Raw genomic sequence first — 24,961 nt, forward strand, 5'->3', positions numbered from 1 at the left:
GCCAAACAGCCTGTTTGATCAGCAACCGACACGCATAGTACCGTAAGGCTGATGAGCAATCGCAGTATCCTGATCAGGCCCCAGCCCATCATGAGTTGTTTTTGAAAGTTTTCATGGCGTTTGTTTTTTTAAGAAAAGTTCTTTAACAATAATGTAAGTGCCCATCATCAGCACGAACCAGCCGAACCCCTTTTTTAATTTTTGGCCGCTGATCTGTTTACTGAGCGCTTCGCCGGCGATTATCCCGGCGATGGCAATGGCGGTAATCTTAAGCAAGAATAACCAGTTAATGTCAAAGTGGCCCAGGTCACCTATAAAACCGATCAGTGAGTTTAGTGCAATGATCAGCAGGGATGTGCCGACAGCCTCTTTCATCGGTAAGCCAATGAGCAGTACCAAAGTGGGTATCAACAGAAACCCGCCACCTGCACCGAGTAGGCCGGTTGCCAGACCTATCGCTACACCGGTTAACAGCAATCTGGGTATATGTACCCCTTTTTTACTTGTTTCACCAGACTTAAGCTTGTTGTTATCGCCAATCATTGCTAACGACGCGGCGATCATGAGTATCGCAAATAACACCATGGTCGCTAAATAGCGGGTTACACTGAAGCCTCCGATCATGAGTAGCTGGTCCGGAATAATTGGGATGAGGTATCTGCGTGTCAGGAATACGGTGGTTATAGAAGACAGGCCGAACAGCAGGGCCGTTTTGATACGCACCAAGCCTTTGCGGTAACTGTTTATAGCGCCGACCAGACTGGTAGAGCCGACAATAAAAAGGGAGTAAGACGTAGACAAAACCGGATTAAGGCCGAACAGATACACCAAGACCGGTACCGTCAATATCGATCCGCCGCCCCCTATAAGGCCTAATGAAATGCCGATCAAAGCCGACGCGATATAAGCTAATATTTCCATCATTTGAATTGTGAGTCAAAGATGGCGGCTTGGGGACAGGATCACGGTGACTTAGGTCACACTTCGTCTTTTTTTAACCATTTAATCCAGTTGCGATGCAAGCGAACCTCTCCGCGTTGTTCCATTTTCTTTAACAAACGCGAGATCACCTCCCGTGAAGAATTCAAATCGGAGGCTATCTCACTGTGGGAAAGTTTGAGCTCCGCAGATTTTAGCTGGCGATACTGCTTTTGCAGGTAAAAAAACAGACGCTCATCCATAGCGCGAAATGCTACATCGTCAATCACGGTGAGCAATTCCTCAAACCGGAGCCGGTAGGTTTCGAGTACGAAATAATACCAGGTTTTGTACCGGCGCATCAGGTCGTCCATGTAACCTATCGGTATCATCAATACGGTGGTATCTTCCACAGCTTTAGCCATCACCTGGCTGGTTTCCTGTTTGGTGGCACAGATCATCGACAGCGCGCAGGCGTTACCCGGCTCCAGGTAATACATGAAAAATTCACCTCCATCTTCGCCTTGACGGTACAGTTTCACCCTCCCAGTAACAATAAGCATAGTAGCTCTCATATACTGGCCCGTTTGCATCAGCAGTTCACCCGCCTTATAGGCATTTTGTTTAGCATGATCACCTAAAAACCTTTTCAGTTCAGGTTCAAATTGTGGGAACAGCTTGGTAAGGTAATCATCGGTCGCCCGATTATCAGTATCAGTCATCCTGTAAAATTAAAAGTAACATAAGGGATTCGGCTGGCGCCTGGCAGCCTCCTAAAGCGTTGAACTATAACCGACGATACGGCCAACCTTACAGATAGCACATCGCCTAGAACAAGATAGGGATATTCTGATAAGTTGCGCAAAGCAAAACTAACACCAACGAACTTCAGTTACTTAGTGCTCCATAAGTTTTGCTATTGGGCGATGTACGCTAATCATGAGCAATACGCTTGCAAAGACAAGTACAAAACCCGCGAGGTGGATCAAGGGAATTGTTCATGAAGTAGCAGGCAGGACAAGGCCCGTTATTTCTTCAGAAGGCCTTTGTAACCCAGCAATAATCTATATTATTGCATTCACAATGCCGGCAACCATCCTCATTATCGACGACGAAAAAAAGCTTAATGACCTGCTTGCCCGGATCATTGGTCTGGAAGGCTTTAAGGTTGTTCAGGCTTATAATGGCAAAGATGGTATTAAGTTACTGGAGCGGGAAGATGTACAGGTTGTTTTAAGTGATGTTAAGCTTCCTGATGTAAACGGGGTGGACCTGGTTAGTACCATTAAAACTAAAAAACCCTATGTTGAAGTAATTAACCTTACTGCTTACGGTACCATACATGATGGGGTGCGGTCTATAAAAAATGGCGCGTTCAACTACATTGTAAAAGGTGATGATAATGACAAGATCATCCCATTGCTCAATCAAGCTGTAGAAAAAGCCGTTTTACAGCAAAATGCTTATAAAGAAGAGAGAAAAGTAGCGGGCAAGTTCAGTTTTGCGCAGATCATAGGCCAATCCAAACCCCTGCTAGACGCCATCAACCTTGCACGGCGCGTGGCTGCTACAGGTACTACGGTACTACTGCTTGGCGAAACCGGCACAGGTAAAGAAGTCTTTGCATCAGCTATACATTATGAAAGTGAACGAAGGCTGATGCCTTTTGTGGCTATTAACTGTAGCAGCTTTACCGCAGAGTTACTGGAAAGCGAATTGTTTGGATATAAGGCCGGGGCATTTACCGGCGCTGTAAAAGACAAAAAAGGTTTGCTGGAGGAAGCCCATCACGGTAGCATATTCCTGGATGAAATTGGTGAGATGAGCCTCGAACTACAGGCCAAACTGCTGCGGGTGCTGGAGAACAAAACGTTTGTAAAAGTTGGAGATACCGTTGCTACAAAGGTAAATATCCGCATTATGGCAGCCACGAACCGTGACCTTCAGAAAGAAGCTGAAGAAGGCAAGTTCAGGCTGGATTTGTATTACCGCTTGTCCGTATTCACTATATCCTTACCATCGTTAAATGATCGCAAAGGCGATGTGGAGCTACTTGCCAAATATTACCTCAAACAATTCACAGATAAGGCTGGTCATCAATTAACCATGAATGACGATTTTCTTGATCAGCTTAAACAACACTCGTGGAAGGGTAACATTCGTGAATTAAAAAACGTAATGGAGCGTGCTGTGATTCTCTCTTATAATATACTCGACCGTTACAGCCTGCCTCCGAATTTTAACAACCAGACTAACTCCAACGCGCTCGATCTCCAAAGTGTAGAGAAACAGCATATTGTTAAAGTACTTGCCTACACAAACGGCAACAAAACTGAAACAGCCCGCTTACTTGGCATCGGGCTCACTACACTTTATAGAAAGATAGAAGAGTACCAATTAGGTTAATGTCTGCAAGACAAATGGTCAAAGCATACCATTGACCTTCATTTAAAAATCCTTCCAAAACGATAGTAGACCCTTCCATAATGGAAGGGTTTTTTGTTGCTGCAAATTATCATAAATAAATAACTAGCTGATAAACAGTTTATTGATGTTGGTCTACTGACATCGGCATTCCTATTGGCATAGAGTGATCAAACAATAATACACGTATGATCACTATCATCCTTTTTCTGGCCATCGTCCTCCTATGGTGGCTTGCATTTAAAACTATTAACTGGTTCGAAAAAATTTAGTCTGCCATGATTGCACTATTCATTATTTCCATTGCAGTATTCATGTACATGATATATGTACTGCTTAAACCAGAGAATTTTTAACCCATCTACACAATGAATACGGAACTATTAGGCATAATTGCCACGTTCGCCATTACGCTGGTTATAGCCATCCCACTTGGTAAGTACCTGGCTAAGATGTTTGCCGGCCAAAAGGTATGGACGGACTTTATGCGCCCACTCGAGAACTTCATTTACAAACTGAGCGGTATTAATCCTAGTGAGCCAATGGATTGGAAGCGGTTCCTGAAGGCCATGATGACCATTAACCTGCTTTGGCTGGTATATGGCTTTTTTGTACTGATGTACCAGGATAAGCTGCCACTAAATCCGGATGGCAACCCGGGCATGACGGCCAATCTTTCTTTTAACACCATCATTAGCTTTGTAGTAAACTGCAACTTACAGCATTATAGCGGCGAAAGCGGCGCTACTTATTTAACGCAGCACTTCATCTTCATGTTCCTGCACTTTACCAGTGCGGCAACAGGTATTGCCTGCGCTGTGGCCATCTTTAAAGCATTTAAAGAAAAAACAACTACTGACGTAGGTAATTTCTGGAACTTTTTTGTAAAAGCAATTACTCGCCTACTGCTGCCTTTGTCGGTTGTTGTAGCGTTAATCCTTACATTTAATGGTACCCCATCAAGCTATGCCGGTAAAGACCAGTTTATATCCTTACAGGGAGACACAGTAAACGTATCACGCGGGCCTGCTGCGCAAATGATTGCTATTAAGCACCTGGGAACTAATGGTGGCGGATGGTTTGGTGCAAACTCCGCTCATCCGCTGGAAAACCCCAATTACTTCACTAATATGGTAGAAATCATCTCTCAGATGATCATTCCTATTGCTATGATACTTGCCTTCGGCTATTTTATTGGGCGCAAAAAGCTTGGCTGGGTAATATTCACTGTGATGATGTTAGGGGTACTGATGCTTATGATACCATCTGTCACAAGCGAATTGGGCGGCAATCCTGATCTGTCTAAAATGGGCATCACGCAAGCGTCCGGCGCCATGGAGGGTAAAGAAGTTCGCTTCGGGCCGGCAGCCACTGCTTACTGGAGCACACTTACCACGGTAACATCTACTGGCTCGGTAAACGGAATGCACGATAGTACTATGCCGCTCACCGGCTTATGGCAACTACTTGCCATGATGATTAACGGCTTTTTTGGCGGCTGTGGTGTTGGTATTCTTAACTACTTTATTTACCTCATCATTGCCGTCTTTATATCAGGGTTAATGGTGGGCCGTACGCCGGAGTTCTTAGGGCACAAGGTAGAGGCTCGCGAAGTAAAGATCGCCGCCTTAATAACTTTGCTTAGCCCCTTCTTGATCATGGCCGGCACTGCATTATCCAGCTATGTATTCATGAGCCATGGCAATGCCGATTGGGCGGTAAAACCATCTGCATGGTTAAATAACCCGGGTTATCACGGCTTCTCTGAGATGCTTTACGAGTATACATCTGCAAATGCCAATAACGGATCTGGCTTTGAGGGTTTGGGTGACAACAACGTGTTCTGGAATGTAACCACAGGTATAGTACTCTTATTGGGCCGATTCCTGCCGATTATTGGCCCTGTAGCTGTAGCTGGTTTACTGGCCAAGAAGAAATTTATCCCCGAATCTGCCGGTACCCTCAAGGTAGACACAATGACTTTTGGAATGATGACCCTGGCGGTAATACTTGTACTCAATGCATTATCCTATTTCCCTGCATTGGTATTAGGGCCAATTGCAGAATATTTTTCAATGCACTAAGCTCCCACTATCTATTAAAAGGACCTAAAATAAGATCCATGAAAACTCAAAATAAATTATTTGAACCGGCTTTAGTGCAAAGCGCTTTGAAGGAGTCGGTTATAAAGTTGAACCCTAAGGTAATGATGCGTAACCCGGTGATGTTCACCGTGGAGATTGGTACACTCATTATGCTGTACATGTGCTTTTACAGCTTTGCGCACAACGGCCAGGGGTCATTTGCCTATAACGTAGTAATATTTGTGGTACTCCTGCTTACGTTGTTGTTTGCCAACTTTGCAGAAGCTATTGCAGAGGCACGTGGTAAAGCACAAGCAGACAGCCTCCGTAAAACCCGTGAAGAAACCCCTGCTAATGTGGTACTAAAAGATGGTACAGTTGAACAGCGTTCGTCAAGTACGCTGCAGAAAGGCGAAGTTTTTATTTGCGAAGCAGGCGATACAATACCTACTGACGGTGAGATTGTTGAAGGTTTAGCAACCATTGATGAATCGGCAATCACCGGTGAGTCAGCTCCGGTTATCCGCGAAGCAGGAGGTGACAAGTCATCCGTAACCGGCGGCACAAAAGTTTTATCCGACAAAATAAAGGTAGTAGTTACCACACAGCCAGGGGAAAGTTTTTTAGATAAAATGATTGCGCTGGTAGAAGGTGCATCCCGCCAGAAAACGCCCAACGAAATAGCACTTACTATTTTGCTGGCAAGTTTCACACTCATCTTTATTATCGTTTGTGTAACCTTAAAGCCTTTTGCCGACTATGCCAACACCCCTATTACTATAGCTGCGCTAATCTCGCTCTTCGTTTGTTTAATCCCTACTACTATCGGTGGCCTTTTATCAGCCATTGGTATAGCGGGAATGGACAGAGCACTGCGCGCAAACGTTATAACCAAATCTGGTAAAGCCGTTGAGACTGCAGGCGATATAGACGTATTATTGCTTGATAAAACCGGCACTATTACCATAGGAAACCGTAAGGCAACACAATTTTGGCCTGCTCCCGGCATATTGCCCGAAGATCTGGTGAAAGCGGCTGTATTATCCTCATTAGCTGATGAAACACCGGAGGGTAAATCTATTATTGAACTAGCACAACAAAGCACTACGCGTATCCCCAATGTAGCACCTGCAGGAGCAGAATTCATCAACTTTACGGCAGAAACCCGATCAAGCGGGATCAATACTCCGGATGGCATTCGTATACGCAAAGGCGCTTTCGATTCAATGTTAAAGTTATCTACTTCAGCGGGCAATAAATTTCCGGACGAAGTTCAGGACCGGGTAAAAGCAATCGCATCCAATGGTGGCACTCCATTAGTAGTTGCTCAAAACGAAAGTATTCTCGGAACAATAGAGTTGCAGGACATTATAAAACCTGGTATTGCCGAACGGTTTGAACGCCTGCGCAAAATGGGTATTAAAACAGTGATGGTTACCGGCGATAATCCGCTTACAGCAAAATTCATAGCCGAAAAAGCCGGTGTAGATGATTTTATTGCTGAAGCTAAGCCTGAAGACAAGATGAACTACATAAAGCAGGAGCAGCTAAGTGGCCGTCTTGTAGCTATGATGGGTGATGGCACTAACGATGCTCCCGCCCTTGCACAAGCAGATGTGGGCGTAGCCATGAACAGTGGTACCCAGGCTGCAAAAGAAGCCGGCAATATGGTTGATCTCGACAATGACCCTACCAAACTTATTGAAGTGGTAGAGATTGGCAAACAATTGCTCATCACCCGGGGAACGCTTACAACCTTTTCTATTGCTAACGACGTAGCAAAGTATTTTGCCATTGTTCCGGCTTTATTTATCGCGTCTATCCCAGCACTGCAAAGTATTAACATTATGCACCTGCATAGCCCGGAAAGCGCAATACTATCCGCCGTAATATTTAACGCGATTATCATCCCCATACTTATACCGCTTGCGCTTAAAGGTGTTGAATACAAACCCATAGGAGCCAGCGCTTTGCTACGCCGCAACCTGCTTATTTATGGTCTTGGTGGTGTTGTAGCGCCGTTTATCGGCATAAAACTTATAGACCTGGTTATCTCCTTAATATTCTAATACAATGAAAACAGATCTTGTAAAATCAATACGCCTAACACTGGTACTCATCGTGCTGCTCTGCGTGGTTTATCCTGTACTAATAACCTTTGCAGGCAAAATGTCCAAAGGAAAAGGCGACGGCGAAACCATCACCGTCAACGGTAAAGTAGTGGGTTATGCCAATGTAGGCCAAAACTTTACTAAACCAGAATACTTTTGGGGAAGACCATCGGCAGTTGGCTACAACGCCGCAGGTTCTGCAGGCTCTAATAAAGGCCCCACTAATCCCGATTACCTGAAAGATGTGAATAATCGCATCGACACCTTACTCAAGTATCATCCTTATTTGAAAAGGAGCGATATCCCAGCGGAAATGGTTACTGCTTCAGGCAGTGGCCTTGATCCTGATATTTCGCCAGAAGCTGCACGGATTCAAATCAAAAGGGTAGCTAGCAACCGTGGGCTATCTGTTCAAAAAGTAACAGACCTGGTATCTCAACATACTGAAACTCCCTTGCTGGGAATGTTTGGCCCCGCGGTAGTAAACGTATTAAAATTGAACGTTGCGCTTGATGCGCTTAAAAAATAAAGACCCTTATTCTACCTATATATCACCCCTACAGCAAATGCTGTAGGGAATTAATAAGAACATGAAAAAAATTCTATTCAGTGCAGCAATCTTGTTGGCTGCTATAACATTAAAGGCACAAGACAGCGTCAAAACAAGTAATCTAACCATCAGTGGTTATGCGGAAATTTATTACGGCTTTGACTTTAACCGCCCGGTAAGCAATGCCCGCCCTAGCTTTGTTTATTCGCACAACCGCCATAATGAGGTGAATCTAAACCTGGGCTTCGTTAAAGCTAATTACGATAACGGCTTAATACGTGCTAATGTGGCGCTAATGGCAGGAACTTACACCAATGCCAACCTCGCAGCAGAACCAGGCGTTTTAAAGAATGTTTTTGAAGCTAATGCCGGTGTAAAGCTGTCTAAGTCGGCCAACCTTTGGCTTGATGCAGGCATTTTCTCATCGCATATAGGTTTCGAGAGCGCGGTGTCAAAAGATTGTTGGGTACTAACCCGTAACATAGCCTCTGATAATACGCCCTACTATGAAGCTGGTGCAAAACTGACTTATATTACCAATGATGGAAAAGTAACGTTATCGGGTTTATACTTAAATGGCTGGCAGCGTATTCAGCGACAGGACGCTAATAGTAAACCGGCAGGCGGCTTGCAGGTGAGTTATAAACCATCAGATAACATCACTCTAAATTACAGCAATTACCTGGGTGTTGAAGGTGCCGACTCAGTTGGGGTAAAACGTTTTTATAATAACTTTTATGGAATATTCCAGGTAACTAAAGCATTAGGCTTGACATTGGGCTTTGATTATGGTTCCCAGCAACAAGGTAAAAACAGCAGCGAATACTATCATGTAATTTCGCCGGTAGCGATAATGCGTTACCAGTTAGCAACCAAGTGGGCCCTGGCCGGCAGGGTAGAATATTACCAGGATAAAAATGGTGTATTTATAGCAACAGGAACACCTAACGGATTCAAAACGACTGGCTATTCATTAAACCTGGACTATGCACCGGTTTCCAATGCAGTAATTCGTTTAGAAGGGAAAGTTTATGATAGCAAAGATGATGTGTTTAGACGTTTTGGCAACCCAATTAGCACCAATCCCCTGATTACGGCAAGTTTTGCAGTATCATTTTAACCGGCATGAAAGAAGAGCAGCATAAGGATACCTCCGTAAAGGACTTTATTGAACTGGTAAAAAAAAGCCGGCGCGGTAAGTTTAAGATTTACATTGGCATGAGTGCCGGTGTAGGTAAAACTTACCGCATGCTGCAAGAAGCTCATGCACTCGTTAAAAATAACATTGATATTCAGATAGCTTACATAGAAACACACAATCGTGCTGAAACGCATGAATTACTTGCAGGTTTACCCATAATACCCCGACGGACAACTTATTACAAAGGCAAAGAGTTAGCAGAAATGGATCTGCAAGCAATACTGAACCGACACCCTGAAGTTGTGATTGTGGATGAACTGGCCCACACGAACATCGAAGGGAGCAAGAATGACAAGCGCTGGCAGGATGTTTTTGACATTTTGAAGGCAGGCATCAGCGTTATAAGCGCGGTAAATATTCAGCATCTTGAAAGCCTTAACCAGGATATTGAAGAAATAACAGGCATTTCTATTACCGAACGGGTGCCTGATAAAGTGCTTGAAACAGCGGATGAGATTGTTAATATCGACCTTACCGCAGATGAGTTAATAGACCGGCTTAAAGCAGGTAAAATTTACGACAAGGCGAAAGTGCAAACCGCTCTTCAAAACTTTTTCCGGAGCGATAAAATACTGCAACTGCGCGAAATTGCATTGAAAGAAGTCGCACATCATCTGGAGCGGAAAATAGATGTAGAGCTTCCAAAGCAGATTAAATTACGACCTGAGAAATTCCTCGCGTGCATATCGTCAAACGCTGATACTGCGAAAACCGTTATACGCAAAACCGCCCGGTTGGCGTCTTATTACCGCTCGCCATGGATAGTACTTTACGTGCAGAGCAGCAGCGAAAGTTTGGACAAGATAAAGCTAGACAAGCAGCGCTTCCTCATAAATAACTTTAAACTGGCAACGGAGTTGGGTGCAGAAGTGATTAAACTTAAAAGTGACGATATCACCCAAACCATCATGCGCGTAGCCGAAGAGCGTGAGGTAACCACCATTTGCATTGGTAAGCCGCACCTCAATCTGTTCCAGGTGATACTCAGAACAGCTATCTTTAACCAGTTGCTCAACAAAATTGCAGCAACAGAAACCGACCTGGTAATACTATCATGAAAGTTAAAACTAAACTCCGGCTAGGCTTCGGCTTTTTATTTATTGTAGTACTGTTTTTTGGTGCAACAGCACTCTTTTACATTCGCGATATTTCGGAGAATTCTAAAGTAATCCTAAAGGATAATTACGAATCGTTAAGCTTTGCAAGAGAGATGCGCAATGTGCTGGATAAAAATGAACTTCCCTTGAGCGAAAAAGCGAAGGCTGATTTCAACCGCTACTTATCCAGGCAGGAAGCAAATGTAACGGAACCGGGGGAAGCTACCATAACAAAACGGCTTCGCGCCGCCTTCATTAAACTTGCTGAGGCTCCTGCAACTACTGAGAATCTAATTGGTGCCCGCCAGGTAAGAGATGAACTATCCTCGATAGAGTTGCTAAACATGAATGCCATTGTACGCAAGGACGCTAATGCTCGCCATGCTATTAGCCGGGCTACTTTTCTGCTCAGTTTAATCGGCTCATTTACCTTTCTGGTGCTGTTTAGTTTCAGCATCAACTTCCCCGGATTCATAGCTAACCCATTACGCCAACTGCTGGAAGGTATCCGGGAGATTGGGGAAGGAAATTATAAAAAGCGCTTGAATTTTGAACATCAGGACGAATTTGCCGAAGTAGCAAGCGCCTTTAACCAAATGGCCACCAAGCTAAATGACTGGGAAAACAGCAACCTGGCTACAATCCTGTCAGAAAAACGCCGGATTGAAGCAATTATAGAGCAAATGCAGGATGCTATTTTCGGGTTAAATGAAAAGCAGGACGTGCTTTTTATAAACGATGCTGCACGTAAAACATTAAACATCAACGACGACAAAATCGTTGGCAAGAACGCTTCAGCCATAATAAATAGTAACGATCTGCTGCGTTCTGTACTCAAGGATGATTCTGCTATAGGGTCCTTTAAAATTGTTATAGACGGGCGCGAGATGTTCTTTCGCCTGCAAAGCAGCGATATTATCGTGCCTAATATTGATCAGTCCAAAGAAAGCTTACGCATAGCGAGCAGGCCTGCAGGAAAGGTATATATCCTCCGAAATATTACGGAGTTTAAAGAGCGTGACGAGGCTAAAACAAACTTCATAGCCACCATATCGCATGAATTAAAAACGCCGATATCATCCATCAAGATGAGCCTTAAGTTGCTTAATGACACCAGGGTAGGCCAGGTAAATTCTGAACAACAACAACTGATAGATCACATTAACGAAGACAATAACCGCCTGCTGAAGATCACAAGCGAACTGCTGGAACTTTCACAAGTAGAGACGGGTAACATCCAGCTTAACTTTGTGCCGGTAAAACCACTGGAGATTGTTGAGTATGCGGTCGCCGCTGTAAAGTTCCAGGCGGAACAAAAAGGCGTAACACTGGAGGTCGCACACGACGCCAACTTATCCCAGGTCACTACCGACGTTGAGAAAACCGCCTGGGTATTGGTCAACTTTTTATCTAATGCGCTAAGGTATAGCGCCGAAAAATCTAAAGTGATTATTAGCGTCCTCAACAAGGGCAACGAGGTAGAATTTTCTGTAAAAGACACCGGCAAGGGCATTGATGAACAATATCAAAAGCGATTGTTTGACCGGTACTTTCAGGTGCCTACGGATGGTCAGAACAAGTCAGGGTCTGGGCTCGGCCTGGCCATTTCTAAAGACTTTATTGAGGCGCAGAACGGCCATATTTGGGTTAAAAGTGCCATAGGAGAAGGCAGTACTTTTGGATTTAGTTTACCTAGGAGTCAATCTATTTGAAGATACCGACGTACTCGCCGGTTAGCTACTCATCGGCATCTTAAAAACGCTTCTAAAAACAGCCCGTTAGCTAACGTGACCGTGGTCGAAAAGGTGTGCCGTGCAAAATGGTAAGTACGTTCCTGATACCATATCCATTCGCAATTCTTAGGGTCAACGTTCAATTTTTGATTACTTCCGTCGGCTACCAAATGTTGTTAACCCCTACATAAAACCATTCTGCTACATGTAAGTTAATTATACGTCTCTAAAGCCGGTAATTACATGCAAAATACATCAAAGCAACAAGCAACTCCTATAATGTTCGGGGCAGAGATATTTATTGAGCCCGGCCAAACCTTTGAGGAAATAGACCTATGGTTTAAATGCCTTAAAGAAGCAGGTATGACAGTCACCCGCATCCGGTTGTTTGAAAGCTACATGCACCGGCCTGACGGAACATGGAATTATACACTGTTTGACGCCGCTTACACCGCTGCTGAAAGGTACGGAATAAAGGTTTATGGTAACTTATTTCCATCTACATCCTTTACAGATCTTGGCGGTTTAAAATTCCCTAAGGATGCGGATCACCTCCAGAGCATCGCACGCTATATAGAGAATGTTGTTACTCATTTTAAAGACTTCTCTTCTTGCTATGGCTGGGTACCGGTTAACGAACCAGGCGTGGGCCATTTTCCAAAGGAGCAATTTGCAACAGATAAATATGCGGAATGGAAGCAGGCGCAAGCTGCTATAGGTTATAACAGTGGCGGTTACGACCGTTTTAACTTTGCAGACGAACGCTTTCACCTGTACTATAATACCTGGTTCTTACAATGGCTAACGGATGAGATACATAGGTATGACCCCGGTAGTGTTATACATGTAAATAACCACGCTATCTTTAAGAATGTTGCCGAATACGACTTTCCGGCATGGCGGAGTTTTCTCACCAGTTTGGGTGGCTCTGCACATGCCAGCTGGCATTTCGAATATTTTACCCGGCAGCAATATGCACTCGCAGTTGCGGCAAATTGTGAGATCATCCGTTCAGGTGCGGGAGATATCCCCTGGTTCATGACGGAGCTGCAAGGGGGAAACAACACTTACAGCGGCTTTCTGGCGATGTGCCCAACAGCAGAAGAAATAGCGCAATGGCTTTGGCTGGCTGTAGCTACCGAAAGCAAAGGGGCTATCTTCTGGTGTTTAAATCCAAGGTCCTCAGGTATAGAAGCCGGGGAGTGGGCCATGCTCAACTACCATAACGAGCCATCAAACAGGCTCGAAGCAGCTAAAAGCGTTATAGATGTAGTTAACCAGGATAGCCAGTTCTTTAACAATGCCAGGGAAATAGAATCCGGTATAAATGTTATCTACACACGAGAATCACTTTGGATAGAGAAGACGCTCCAAATGGGCGGAAAAAGCTATGAAGGCCGGGACGAAGGCGGCGTAATGAAATCGGCGCTGGCTTATTTTGAAGCGTTAAGTGAAGCCGGCCTGCAGGTCAACTTTAAGGAAATCCGCGAGTTTGATTTCGACCTCGAAGATTACTCAAACAAAAGCATCATACTTGCGCACCAGATCTCTATACCATCTAAATACTGGCCATTACTGCAGCGCTTTGTAGAAAAGGGCGGCACCTTAGTTGCAGATGGCTTGACAGGTTACTATGATGAAAATGCTGTAGGCACCATGCGCCTCGACTTCCCGCTAAGAACATTACTGGGAGCTGATGTGCTGGAATACAAGGCAATAGATAAGCAAGGGGAGATTAAGGTAAACGGCATCACCTTACCAACATACATGTGGACAGGGGAGCTAAAAGCCACTACAGGCACATTAATTGCCTCTGAAAGGGAAAAACCAACAGCTGTGAAGAATCAGCTTGGCAGAGGAACCACCTGGTGGATCCCGTCACTTGTTGGTTTAGCAAGCAGGATATCAGGAGATTACCATTCGCTTACACAGTTTTTAGACAATGCTTTGCAGTTGCGTTCGCTGCCATCTGTACCGGTGATGTTTGAGGAGCCGCAGCCCGGAATGTTAATGAAATCACTAAGCTACCAGCAGGATACCGTAACTGTAATCATTAATAACTCCGCAGAACGGAGAGAATTCAACCTGGTGATTAAGAATCCATCCAAACAAGCGAACGTGCTTTACGCTAATAAAGGTGGTAAGATTGGCGATACACACATCAGTATAGATGCCGGCGAAAGCATGGTTATCCGGTGGGAATAGCCTGTCAACAGTAGGACATTAGATCAAAACCGTTTCGGGTGTTTCGCCCGGGAAAAGTGAAACACCCGAAACAATCTATATAACTATACTGCTGACTAACAGTAACTTACACTTTAGGCCGAAACACCCCGAAACAGTAGCAATTATTTAGATATAGCTCGTAAAACATTATTAATTAAGAGCTTAAGCAATTTATCTGCTTCTGCAACCTATAAGCGAAACACTTCGCAGTGAAACACTTCAGCCAGGCTTTTTACTCCTTTTTAGCTTTAATGTTGGCCGTGTTCTCTTCCAGTCGGAACCTTACCATTCGCTCTATCAGGTCCAGCGGCATAGGCTGGTCTAAAGGGAACTGCACCGAACCCTTTGCATTCTTGTATCCGGATATCTCGTCCTTGAACACCTCTATGGCTTTCGCTCCCGGGTAAAAGCCTATGTGCTTGTCATACCCGCCGAAGTGGGCCAGCAAGCCTCTATATTTATACGTGGGTATGCCGTAGCTAATGCTCTCCTCGGCCTCTGGCACCACCTTGTAAATTACAGCTTTAACCTGATTCATAGCATGTTGCGTAGCTTCAGGATAGCTCAAGAAATAGTCTTTAACGTCCTTTGGTTTAAGCATGGCAGGCTACTTATCCGTTGTTATAAGCTTCTTCTAAACCAGCTACATCTATCTTTACCATTTTCATCATGGCTTGCATAACCCGCTGTGCCTTAGCCGGGTCGGGGTCATTCATGAGGCGGCCGAGCGCATCCGGGATGATCTGCCACGATACCCCAAACTTGTCGGTTATCCATCCGCATTGCATCGGTTTTGCCTCATTATCAAGCATTTTGTTCCATATCTCATCAACTTCTTCCTGATCTCTGCACTTTACAAACAGTGATATGGCCGGGCTAAACTGGTACTCTCCCTGCCAGTTCAGGATCATGAACTCGGTGCCTTCCAACTCTATTGTAGCGCTGAAAAGCTGTCCTCCATGTTTGCTAACTTGCTTTATCTCAGCATTTTTAAAAATTGAAACATACAAGTCGAGTGCTTCCTGGCCGTTGCCATTGAACCATAAAAAGGTGCTTATCTTTTGCATAATGGGTTTATTATCGGGTTTATAATACATCAAATCTACCTTCAATTAAACCAATTAACAAGGTGTTATTGCGACCATTCAAAGGGCCAAACGAGACATCCGTTCAAATGATTTTAATTGTCCCGATTTTTAACTTTTGAAAAAGTGGTGCCAAAATCATGATCCAAAATCTGCAAAAACCACACTTTTTTGTACAGCTAAAAACACCGTTAAGCTCCGCCGGGGGTACATAAAGTAAAATTTTTTAAAAACGTGTTTTTTGCCTGTTTTTTAAAACTTGGGGGCGGGCATCACCCCGCCGAAAATTCACGCGACTTACCAGGCAGGCAAATCGGGGACGGGGGAGGGTAAAAATGGTGGTGGGGTAAATTGGAAGGAGGCGGAACGTTTGCGGTATTGTAGGCGAGGCTTGGCACAAGTGCAAGCGCTACTCCTGCGGCAGTTGTGTCGAGCCCTGTTATTTACGCGACTGCCATTGATCAGTAAGCGGCACGAGCTACAAGCTCGCGCCAGCACGAGGGAGTCGAAACCCCGAACCCTTTTGGGTCTACAGATTTAAGTCTGTCGTAATCGGCCAATCTACCACCCTCGAATAGCGTTAATTGATATTCGAGGATAATAGTGCAAGCCAACACATATGCAGGGACTTGGCCAAAAAATGTTTAATTTGCTCAGGTGTGAGAGGGCCAACAACACTCAAATGCTATGCTGAAAAAACCTAATTTGTTAATCTATGATGATTTAATCGAGCCGATTTCTGAGGCGATAAAAGAATTGCACGATATTGAAATTCATTATCAGAATAATACACCACCTGCGGATTTTATAAACAAGGGAACTTTTGCGTACGTGCTAGCATTGTTTGAAGGTGCTATAACCGAATGTGTTGAGCGCTATTTGTTTGCGTTTCCGGAGAAACTTCCCAAAATAAAAGTCGATTTTGAAAAATACAAGGAAGAATTATTAGGGGCTGATTTTAGCTACGAACTAACCGCCTTCTTAATCAGAGAGTATTTAGCTGATAGCAGTTACGAAAACAGTGGGCAATTGATTGAAAAATATTGCTTGTTACTAGATATACCGAATTTAGCACCGCTATTTAATAAAACGCTTCGTGAAAAAAAAGCCCGTAGAAACGCTTTAATCCATAACAACCTCAAAGTCGATTTAAAGTATATAAGAACGGCTGGTGGAGATGTGCGCAACAAAGGAAAATATATGAGAGTGAAGCCGACCTATGTACTTGAAACTATAGCAAACACACTAGAAATCCTTGAAAAATTTCGGGCTGAGTTGGCGTTAAAATATAACTCTTACACTATTCTTAATTGCGTTAAAAAGGTTTGGGGTTATTTATTCGGATCTCCTATTATGAAATTTGATGATTACTGGAATGTCCATGATGATATGCTGTCTATAAATGTGGAGGGAATAAAGAAATATTACAAAGGTCTTTCATCGGGGGAACGTACGTTATTGTTCTACTTTCTTCAAAATTACAACCCTGGGGCTTGTAGCAAAATATTTAAGTCATCTGACTTGAATATGCAAGTCAGTAATAATCAAGGAATGATTTTTTTAGTTAGCGTGTTTGATCGGTTTCCTTTATTGTTGCAAAGTTTAAAGTCAATTAAACCACATACATTGTTTAAGTACGTAACTGAATAGTTCAATTAACCCTTTATGTTGCAAGCCTACCGCTTGTGGTAGGTAAGCAGACGTCAAAATATCTATTGCTGCCGACGCACCCACGCGACTAACGTGCATCGTTATACCTACCTCTTTTCGCAAAGTATTCCACACCTCTGCAACACAGTAGCATCCGCAATAAGGTTGTTTATTACTCAAACGGGGTTACGCCCGCCGCACGCCGGCAGTTCCCCCTCTAACCCCCGCTGATAAAAATTTACCTCAGCTGCATAGACTGTGATATGCTTCTAGTTTTATTACCTTTGATTATCACTGTTCCTTGTAAAAACTATTGGCTAAACAAGGCTGTAGTAATTTATCCTGCTATGAAAAACACTCCCACCTTGTACGATTGGGCGGGCGGCAACCAGGTTCTGGAAGATCTTACCAAGCTCTTTTACGAGAAGGTATTGGCCGATGAACTGCTGCTGCCGGTGTTCCGCAACATGTCTGCCGAGCACACCAAACACGTTGCCCACTTTATAGGCGAGGTTTTTGGCGGGCCGGAACTGTACACCAAACATGACGAGGGCAGCCACGCCAAAATGGTAGCGCACCACATTGGCAAACTGCTTACCGAAGAGCAGCGCCAGCGCTGGATACACCTGCTGCTGCAAAGCGCCGACGAGCTGAAACTGGCTGATGACCCGGAGTTCCGGTCGGCACTGGTGGCGTACCTGGAGTGGGGCAGCCGCATAGCCGTTATTAATTCTAATTTAACAGACAATCCGCTGCAGCAGGATGCACCTATGCCCAAGTGGGGATGGGGTGTACCGGGCGGCCCGTATATACCCGAACAATGACCGACGTAAAACTGGAAGAACTTAAAGCCATCCCGCTGCTGGAAGGCGTGCCGGATAATCAGCTGCAATGGCTGATAGACAATGGCAATGTACGCCTGCTGGAAGAAGGCGAACGCATGTTTGAGGCAGGCGAAGCTGTAGATAAAACCAGCATTATACTTGAAGGCCGCATTCGCCTTTGCGTATCGCAAAACGGAAAGCTGCGCGAGGTTGCTGTATTTAAAGAGCAGGCCATTACCGGGTACCTTCCTTTCTCGCGGGCCCTTAAAACGCCGGGTTATGGGCAATGCATTAAAAAAGCCCGGGTGCTGGTTATCCCAAGTGAAAAAATCAAAGCTGCAGCCCGCGAGCACTATGAACTTACCGAAGCGCTGGTACACATCATGACTACCCGCGTACGCGATTTTACCTCGCAGCAGCAGCAAAACGAAAAGATGTTTGCCTTAGGCAAGCTATCCGCAGGTTTGGCGCACGAGCTTAACAACCCAGCGGCAGCTATTACCAGAGGGGCTGCCGCACTTGAGGACCAGATAGAGCGCCTGCCTGAGCTGTTTAAATCCATCGTACAACTTAATATTCCGCCCGAGAAGGTAGATGGCATTAACCAGCTGCTGCACACCCGCGCACATCAGAAAGACCGTCCGGTACTCAGCATGATGACCCGGGCGGCACATGAGGATGACCTGAACGACTGGCTGGATGACCATGAGATAACCGACTGCGACTTTGCAGAGAACATGGTGGACTTTGACTTTAAACCGGAGGACCTTGACCACATGAACGCCTGCACCCCGTCGCCGCAACTACCTGTGGTGCTGGAGTGGGTGAACAACTACCTGGTGGCAACAAAAATGATCAGCGACATAAAGGAATCATCACAACGGGTATCGCAGCTGGTAACCGCGGTAAAAAACTTTACCCACATGGACAGGGCTACCGATAAGCAGCCTTTGGACATACACAGTGGCTTGCGCAATACGCTTACCATGTTGGATTATAAGCTAAAAAAAGCTAAGGTTACTGTAGTGGAGAACTTTGATCTTGACATACCGCAGGTAAAAGCAATGGCCGGCGAACTAAACCAGGTATGGACCAACATTATTGATAACGCTGCCGACGCAATGGAAGCAAATGGAGGCGGTACCCTGGAGATCACCACACACCAGGACAGGCAATTTGTACAGGTAACCATAAAAGACAGTGGCCCGGGCGTTCCGCTGGAGATACAGTCCCAAATATTCGACCCGTTCTTTACTACTAAGGATATGGGCAAAGGTACCGGCCTTGGGCTTGACGTAGTAATGCGCATAGTGCGCCAGCACAACGGCTCGGTAAAGCTGCACTCTGTACCGGGCAGTACGGAGTTTATTGTTTGTTTCCCGATATCGGGCGAGTAAAAATTAAAAATACACATGGATCAACCTTTCATATTTGCAATTGACGACGACCCGCAGGTACTGCGGGCAATAACACGCGACCTCAGGAACCAGTACCGTAAAGATTACCGCATACTCAGCACCACCTCTGCTAAAGAGGCGCTTGAAGGCTTGTTAGAGCTGAAGAACAAGGGCGAAGTGGTGGCCATGTTCGTGTCGGACCAGCGCATGCCCGAGATGGAGGGCATAGAGTTTTTGTGCCGCGCCATGAACTATTTTCCCAATGCCAAGCGTGTGCTGCTTACCGCGTATGCCGATACCGATGCGGCTATAAAAGCCATAAACGACGTTCGGCTCGATTACTATTTGACCAAGCCGTGGGACCCGCCCGAAGAAAAGCTATACCCCATACTTACGGATATGCTGGAAGACTGGCGCGGTAATTACCGGCCTAACTTTAAGGGAATAAAGGTTATTGGCTACTCTTTCTCGCCAAAGTCGCACGAGATCAAAGAGTTTCTCTCCGGCAATTTGGTTCCCTTCCAGTGGCTGGATGCCAATGCTGAAGAGGCAAAAAAGCTCACGCAGATAAACAAGATAGAAGCGAAGGACCTCCCGGCTATTATTTTTGACGACGGCACTTTGTTAAAGGCTCCTGCCGTGAGAGACATTGCCGCACGCATAGGCCTTAACCCCGCTGTTAAGAACGAGCTGTACGATGTTGTGATCATAGGTGCAGGGCCGGCAGGGCTTGCTGCCTCGGTTTACGGCTCGTCCGAAGGATTAAAAACCTTGCTGATTGAGCGCAAAGCACCGGGCGGACAGGCGGGTACCAGCTCGCGGATTGAGAATTACCTGGGGTTCCCGGCTGGCTTAAGCGGCGCCGACCTAACCCGCAGGGCCATTACCCAAAGCACCCGTTTTGGTACAGATATTATTTCGCCGCAATCGGTAAAAGAGATCAAGACCAAAGACCAGTATAAAATACTGGTATTGGAAGACGGCACCGAAGTGACCACTAAAAGCATAGTGATCACCACCGGGGTAGACTACCGGCAGCTCACCACGCCCGGTATAGAAAAATTTACCGGTGCCGGCATTTACTACGGCGCAGCCATGACGGAGGCCGCATCCTGCAAAGACGCCAACGTGTACATTGTTGGGGGCGGTAACTCCGCTGGCCAGGCGGCTATGTACCTGTCTAAATTCGCCAGGCAGGTTTTCATCCTGATACGTAAAGAAAGCCTTGCAGCTACTATGTCCTCATACCTTATCGACCAGATTGACGGTGTAAGCAACATTACGCTGATGCCTTGCAGCGAAATAAAGGAGGCCAAAGGAGAGACCAGGCTGCAACAACTGGTAATAGAAAATCTGGATAACAACGAGACCCAGACCGTTGATGCGGACGCGCTTTATATTTTCATAGGCGCTCGCCCTTATACCGACTGGCTTTGCAAAAACATCATTAAAAACGACAAAGGTTTTGTAGAGACCGGCCGCGACCTGAACAGCTGTGTTGATTTTGACAAGATATGGCACAACAACCGCGACCCATACCTGCTGGAGACCAGCATCCCGGGCATATTTGCCGCCGGTGATGTACGTGCCGGTGCCATGAACCGCGTAGCTTCCGCCGTAGGCGAAGGATCTATGGCCATTAGTTTTGTGCACAAGTATTTAAACGAGATATAACGAAGGGATATTTGTTATTTCCCCTCTTGAGAGGGGCCGGGTGTGTTAGCCGCAAGGTTAACACACCTCTTTATTTTGCAGCAGCACATGGCTTAAAAATCCTCTTTAACGCAACCATCCATCTACTTTATACGTATTAGCTACAAAGCGCAAAACGCCTTTACTTGAATGCCACACTATGCGGCATTCTGCAACCATATTATATAGCCGAACCTCTCTTATTTAAATTCCCGAAACGGCAGCTATCCTGTGGGTAGCTGCTTTTTTATTTATCCGGGCGGCATTTCCATCATTTTTGCTACTCCTTTGCTCAACTTTACTGCAAAAATTGTAGCAGATGAGCAATTATTTTTATAATTTACCAAAAAATAGTGGGTTTGATGATGTAATTGGCTGCAATTACCTGTTCACTATTTAATTTTATTTATTCAGATGCTCTAAAAACCAAGGTATTTTATGTACAGTTCGCAACATTTTGAAAAATACAACCTTATAAACGGCGTATGGGACGAGATGTATAACGAAAACCATATTGTCCGCGACCATTATCAGAAAGTGATTGAATACCTGGCGCGCGAATCTGCCGAGGATCTTAATAAAAAGGAAGAATTGGCTAAGCGGCTGTTCATGTCGCAGGGTATTACCTTTACGGTTTATAATAGCGGCGAGGGTATCGAAAAGATATTTCCGTTTGATATTATTCCGCGCATTATCACTGCAGACGAATGGGCCTTTGTAGAACGGGGCATAAAGCAGCGGCTTACCGCACTCAACCTGTTCCTTAAGGATATTTACCACAACCAGTTCATAGTAAAAGACGGCATAGTGCCGATAGACATTGTTTACTCCTGTCCGCATTTCCTGCGCGAGATGTACCAGCTGGATGTGCCTTATGACATTTACGTGCACATTGCGGGTATAGACCTGATCCGCGATCACGACGGCACCTTTTATGTACTGGAAGATAATCTGCGCACACCATCGGGCGTAAGTTACATGCTGGAGAACCGGGAGATTACCAAACGCCTCTTCCCCGATCTGCTGCCTAACTGCAGTGTTCGCAGCGTTACCGAGTACCCGGCAATCCTGTACAAGAACCTTATGGCGCTATCGCCAAGGCAAATAAGCAACCCTACCATTGTGCTGCTTAGTCCGGGTATATATAACTCCGCCTACTTTGAACACACCACCCTGGCCCGGTTAATGGGCGTAGAGCTGGTAGAGGGCCGTGACCTGGTGGTGAACAACCATAAGGTATACATGAAAACCACAACCGGCCTGCAACAGGTTGATGTGATCTACCGCCGGGTGGATGATGAGTTTTTAGATCCCTTGGTGTTTAATCCGCAAAGCGTACTCGGTGTAGCCGGGTTAATGGGCGCTTATCGCAAGGGTAACGTAGCCATTGTAAATGCTATTGGCAACGGCGTAGCCGATGATAAGGCCACTTACATTTACGTACCCGAAATGATAAGGTATTACCTTAACGAAGAGCCTATATTAAAGAACGTGCCTACCCATCGCCTTGGCAATGCAGATGAGCGCGAGCATGTGTTTGCCAACATTAACAAAATGGTGGTGAAAAAAACCAACGAAAGTGGTGGCTACGGCATGCTGATGGGTCACGCCGCAAGTGAGGAAGAAATAGATAAATACAAGCAGGAAATATTAAAGGACCCGCGCAGTTTTATCGCGCAGCCTACCATATCGCTGTCGGCAGCGCCGTGTTATATCGGCGGAGTACTGCAGCCGCGCCGGATTGACCTGCGCCCATACGCCCTTTGCGGCCCGGATGGGATAGAGATTGTACCCGGCGGACTTACACGCGTAGCGCTGACAGAAGGATCGCTGGTGGTAAACAGCTCACAGGGAGGCGGCAGTAAAGATACTTGGGTGTTAAACAACTCCTAGCTACAACCCCCTAACCCCCTAAGGGGGAACAGGAATTAGAAGCAGGACTTTTAAAATCAAGAGACAAGACACATGTTATTAAAAATAATAGTTACAAACAAAAAGTTCCCCCTTCAGGGGGCTAGGGGGTTTGGCTTATGTTAAGCAGGGTGGCCGCAAGCTTTTACTGGCTAAGCAGGTACATTGAACGTAGCGACGGTATACTGCGGATGCTGAAGATCAACTATAACTCTTCGCAGGACTCCATGCAGGGTTTTAGCTGGAAGCCTGTGCTGCGCATTTTCTCAGGGTATGACGAAAGCCTGCAGGAAAAGCTAAATGACGATAGCCGCGCCGTTCTTAAATACATGGTGACAGACCGGGGAAATCAAAACTCTATCCTGAACATTATTACCCTTGCCCGCGAGAACGCCCGAAGCGTACAGGAGCATATCCCTAAGGATCTCTGGCAATGCCTTAATGAGTATTACCATACCATAAAGGACCCTAAGCTTAACGACAGGCTCCAAAAGGACGACCCTATAACTGTGCTGGATATTGTTATTAAACAGGTGATGCTCTACTACGGCACAGCAGAAATAACCATGGAACGGGGCCAGGCACGCAGCTTCATGAACATTGGCAAATACCTGGAAAGGGCAATTCAGTCGATAGATATTCTTGACGTTAAATACGGGCCAACCAATGCCAACCCCGACCTGCTTACCGATATTACCTACTGGAAACACCTGCTCCTTTCCATAGGCGGGCACGAGCTGTACCTGAAAACCTACCGCGACGGCTTGGAAGCGCAGAACGTAATAGAGCAGATCATCCTGAACAATGACTTTCCGCGATCGGTTATTTATTCGGTAAACAACATACAGCGCTATTTCGACAGGCTCAAGAACAACAGCAATGTGAACGATTACCGAGATATTTCGTTCCAGATAGGCAAGCTGCAGAGCAATATCAAATATAGTTCGGCAAAAAGCATCAGCCAGGTAGGGTTGCACCAGTTCCTGACCATTGCCAGGGATGATCTGTACAAGATCGGCAACTGCCTTAACGAATACTATTTCGCCAATTCATGATAACCCCTAATTGATCTGAAATGCCCGAATTTAAAATACAGCACATAACTAAATACTCGTACGATAACTTTGTACGCGACAGTGCCAATAAGATCATCCTGTTCCCGATAGCAGATCTCTACCAGGAGGTTTTAAAGCACGATTTGAGCATCACCGGCCACCCCCTTGTAGATACGTATATTGACTATTATGGCAATGAGGTAGGCAGCTTCACTTATACAGAACCACATAACCTGCTGGTGATCAACTCACAGGTATCCGTAAATACACATCCCCGCCCATTACCGCTAGACGATGTTGCAGCAGTCACCCAGTGGGACGAGCTATTCAATCTGAGGCATATTGTGCCCTACATAGACTTTCTTAAACAGGAGTACTTTGAAGGCCTGAGCGAACTTACCCCGATAGTAAACGGCGAACGTAATGCCAACGACACGCCCTACAGGGCAGCATTAACCTTTATGGAGTACGTTTTCAGGAACTTTGAATACATAAAGGGGGTAACTACAGTAGAAACCACGCTTGACGAGATATGGAAAATAAAGGCCGGCGTATGCCAGGACTTTGCCCATATCCTGATGGTAATGCTGCGGCTGGTGGGCATTCCTGCACGATATGTTAGCGGTTACATATGCCCCAACCGCGACGGCATGCGCGGCACCGGCGCAACACACGCCTGGGCCGAAGCGTACTTACCCGGTTATGGCTGGCTGGGCCTGGACCCTACAAACAACTGCATTGCCAACGAAATGCACGTGCGCCTGGCAGTAGGCCGCAACTTTAGCGACTGCTCGCCGGTGAAGGGTGTTTACAAAGGTTCGGCAAGGCACATACTGGATGTTTCAGTTTCGGTAGGGTACGAAGAGGAACACATTCCACAGGAAAAAGATATATTTACCGTTTCAACGTTTCCAAAAACCGACCATGTTGCACCGCGCAACAGCTACGAACGGTATATGGAAATTATACAGCAGCAGCAACAACAGCAGCAGCAGTAACGGAA

Annotated in this window: 19 protein-coding genes; 15 read left to right on the forward strand and 4 right to left on the reverse strand. The window is 45.6% G+C overall.

The genetic code is table 11. From position 1 onward, the window contains the following. Positions 1-111: 111 nt before the first annotated feature. A complete protein-coding gene (locus DYU05_RS10875) occupies positions 112-924 on the reverse strand; it encodes a sulfite exporter TauE/SafE family protein (protein ID WP_235854004.1) in 813 nt (270 codons plus the stop codon). Between the two features lie 53 nt (positions 925-977). Further along, a complete protein-coding gene (locus tag DYU05_RS10880) occupies positions 978-1,640 on the reverse strand; it encodes a Crp/Fnr family transcriptional regulator (protein ID WP_117383083.1) in 663 nt (220 codons plus the stop codon). A gap of 361 nt (positions 1,641-2,001) precedes the next feature. Here DYU05_RS10880 and DYU05_RS10885 point away from each other — a divergent pair, with 361 nt between their 5' ends. From DYU05_RS10885 to DYU05_RS10925, 8 genes are all read left to right on the forward strand, one after another. Beyond that, the gene (locus DYU05_RS10885; protein ID WP_117383968.1) at positions 2,002-3,324 is read left to right on the forward strand and encodes a sigma-54-dependent transcriptional regulator; all 1,323 of its coding nucleotides are present in this window, start codon (positions 2,002-2,004) and stop codon (positions 3,322-3,324) included. A gap of 386 nt (positions 3,325-3,710) precedes the next feature. Continuing rightward, positions 3,711-5,426 (forward strand): potassium-transporting ATPase subunit KdpA, encoded by a 1,716-nt coding sequence (kdpA, locus tag DYU05_RS10895; protein WP_117383084.1) that lies wholly within the window; start codon positions 3,711-3,713, stop codon positions 5,424-5,426. 38 nt (positions 5,427-5,464) lie between these two features. After that, positions 5,465-7,495 carry a potassium-transporting ATPase subunit KdpB gene (gene kdpB, locus DYU05_RS10900; protein WP_165852057.1) on the forward strand — a complete coding sequence of 677 codons (2,031 nt, stop codon included), beginning with the start codon at positions 5,465-5,467 and terminating at the stop codon, positions 7,493-7,495. 4 nt (positions 7,496-7,499) lie between these two features. Beyond that, the gene (locus tag DYU05_RS10905; RefSeq protein WP_117383086.1) at positions 7,500-8,066 is read left to right on the forward strand and encodes a K(+)-transporting ATPase subunit C; all 567 of its coding nucleotides are present in this window, start codon (positions 7,500-7,502) and stop codon (positions 8,064-8,066) included. A 61-nt stretch (positions 8,067-8,127) separates the two neighbouring features. Continuing rightward, positions 8,128-9,207, forward strand: coding sequence for a porin (locus DYU05_RS10910; RefSeq protein WP_117383087.1), 1,080 nt, complete (start codon positions 8,128-8,130; stop codon positions 9,205-9,207). A 5-nt stretch (positions 9,208-9,212) separates the two neighbouring features. Further along, complete coding sequence (locus DYU05_RS10915; RefSeq protein ID WP_117383088.1) at positions 9,213-10,346, forward strand: sensor protein KdpD; 1,134 nt, start codon at positions 9,213-9,215, stop codon at positions 10,344-10,346. Next, positions 10,343-12,097, forward strand: coding sequence for a HAMP domain-containing sensor histidine kinase (locus DYU05_RS10920; RefSeq protein WP_117383089.1), 1,755 nt, complete (start codon positions 10,343-10,345; stop codon positions 12,095-12,097). Before DYU05_RS10915 ends, DYU05_RS10920 begins: the two co-directional genes overlap by 4 nt. Before the next feature lie 264 nt (positions 12,098-12,361). Continuing rightward, positions 12,362-14,323, forward strand: a complete 1,962-nt coding sequence (locus tag DYU05_RS10925; RefSeq protein WP_117383090.1) for a beta-galactosidase trimerization domain-containing protein — start codon at positions 12,362-12,364, stop codon at positions 14,321-14,323. Positions 14,324-14,576: 253 nt separating this feature from the next. Here the strand turns inward: DYU05_RS10925 and DYU05_RS10930 are convergent, their stop codons facing one another. Both DYU05_RS10930 and DYU05_RS10935 read right to left on the reverse strand, forming a co-directional pair. Beyond that, complete coding sequence (locus DYU05_RS10930; RefSeq protein ID WP_117383091.1) at positions 14,577-14,945, reverse strand: iron chaperone; 369 nt, start codon at positions 14,943-14,945, stop codon at positions 14,577-14,579. A gap of 10 nt (positions 14,946-14,955) precedes the next feature. Further along, entirely contained in the window at positions 14,956-15,411 is a 456-nt protein-coding gene (locus DYU05_RS10935; protein WP_117383970.1) for a VOC family protein, read from the reverse strand. 705 nt (positions 15,412-16,116) lie between these two features. Between DYU05_RS10935 and DYU05_RS10945 the strand changes: the two genes are divergently transcribed. The 7 genes from DYU05_RS10945 to DYU05_RS10975 all read left to right on the forward strand — a co-directional run bounded on the left by DYU05_RS10945 (position 16,117) and on the right by DYU05_RS10975 (position 24,956). Further along, positions 16,117-17,079: a hypothetical protein gene (locus DYU05_RS10945; RefSeq protein ID WP_117383093.1), complete on the forward strand. Its 963-nt coding sequence runs from the start codon at positions 16,117-16,119 to the stop codon at positions 17,077-17,079. A gap of 347 nt (positions 17,080-17,426) precedes the next feature. Next, positions 17,427-17,903 (forward strand): group II truncated hemoglobin, encoded by a 477-nt coding sequence (locus DYU05_RS10950; RefSeq protein ID WP_117383971.1) that lies wholly within the window; start codon positions 17,427-17,429, stop codon positions 17,901-17,903. Beyond that, a complete protein-coding gene (locus tag DYU05_RS10955; RefSeq protein WP_117383094.1) occupies positions 17,900-19,300 on the forward strand; it encodes a sensor histidine kinase in 1,401 nt (466 codons plus the stop codon). Before DYU05_RS10950 ends, DYU05_RS10955 begins: the two co-directional genes overlap by 4 nt. Before the next feature lie 15 nt (positions 19,301-19,315). Continuing rightward, a complete protein-coding gene (locus DYU05_RS10960) occupies positions 19,316-20,974 on the forward strand; it encodes a response regulator (protein ID WP_117383095.1) in 1,659 nt (552 codons plus the stop codon). Between the two features lie 456 nt (positions 20,975-21,430). Beyond that, on the forward strand, positions 21,431-22,885 hold the full coding sequence (locus DYU05_RS10965; protein WP_117383096.1) for a circularly permuted type 2 ATP-grasp protein: 1,455 nt from the start codon (positions 21,431-21,433) through the stop codon (positions 22,883-22,885). 137 nt (positions 22,886-23,022) lie between these two features. Then, positions 23,023-23,958, forward strand: a complete 936-nt coding sequence (locus DYU05_RS10970; protein ID WP_117383097.1) for an alpha-E domain-containing protein — start codon at positions 23,023-23,025, stop codon at positions 23,956-23,958. Between the two features lie 20 nt (positions 23,959-23,978). Then, positions 23,979-24,956 carry a transglutaminase family protein gene (locus DYU05_RS10975; protein ID WP_117383098.1) on the forward strand — a complete coding sequence of 326 codons (978 nt, stop codon included), beginning with the start codon at positions 23,979-23,981 and terminating at the stop codon, positions 24,954-24,956. Positions 24,957-24,961: the final 5 nt, after the last annotated feature.

Origin of the sequence: Mucilaginibacter terrenus, assembly GCF_003432065.1 — a bacterium.
GTDB classification, from domain to species: Bacteria; Bacteroidota; Bacteroidia; order Sphingobacteriales; family Sphingobacteriaceae; genus Mucilaginibacter; species Mucilaginibacter terrenus.